Genomic DNA, 508 nt, shown 5'->3' on the forward strand with positions numbered 1-508 from the left:
ATTGGGGCGACGTTATCGTGCTGGTCGGCGGCAATGAACTGCGGCGGTTCGAATATCAGTTCCGTCCCGTCATCTACGCCGACATTGAAGCTCGTGTTGCGCAGTTCTGGCGTGACGTGGCGGCTGGTAAGGCGCCCAAGCCCGACTTCACGCGGGACGGCTCGACCATTGCGGCGCTCTATCCCGATGCGACTGACGCGGTTGTGGATCTTCGCACGAACAACCTTGCCGCCGATGCTGCCACCCGCTGGCTGTCAGGCAAGGCGCTGGAACGCCAAGGCAAGGCGCAGGCGGAAGCGGCGCAAGCCGAATTACTCGACAAGCTGGGCGAGGCTGGCGTGGGCCTGCTCGACGGCATGACGATCAAGTGCCCGACCGTGAAGGCAACGCCGGATCGCATCATTTCCGCCGACGACATCGGCACCACCATCAAGGGCCGGAAATCCTATCGCCGGTTCAGCATCAGCGAGAAGCAGAATGCTTGAGTTTGGCGATCCTCGCCTTCCGG

1 pseudogene is annotated in these 508 nt (G+C 62.6%); it reads left to right on the top strand.

Annotation, left to right across the window (positions count from 1 at the left end):
- A pseudogene (locus K7W03_RS27640) lies at positions 1 to 485 on the top strand (endonuclease); the annotation flags it as partial.
- Positions 486 to 508 lie beyond the last annotated feature (23 nt).

This window comes from Sphingobium sp. PNB (assembly GCF_019873065.1).
Classification (GTDB): Bacteria; Pseudomonadota; Alphaproteobacteria; order Sphingomonadales; family Sphingomonadaceae; genus Sphingobium; species Sphingobium fuliginis.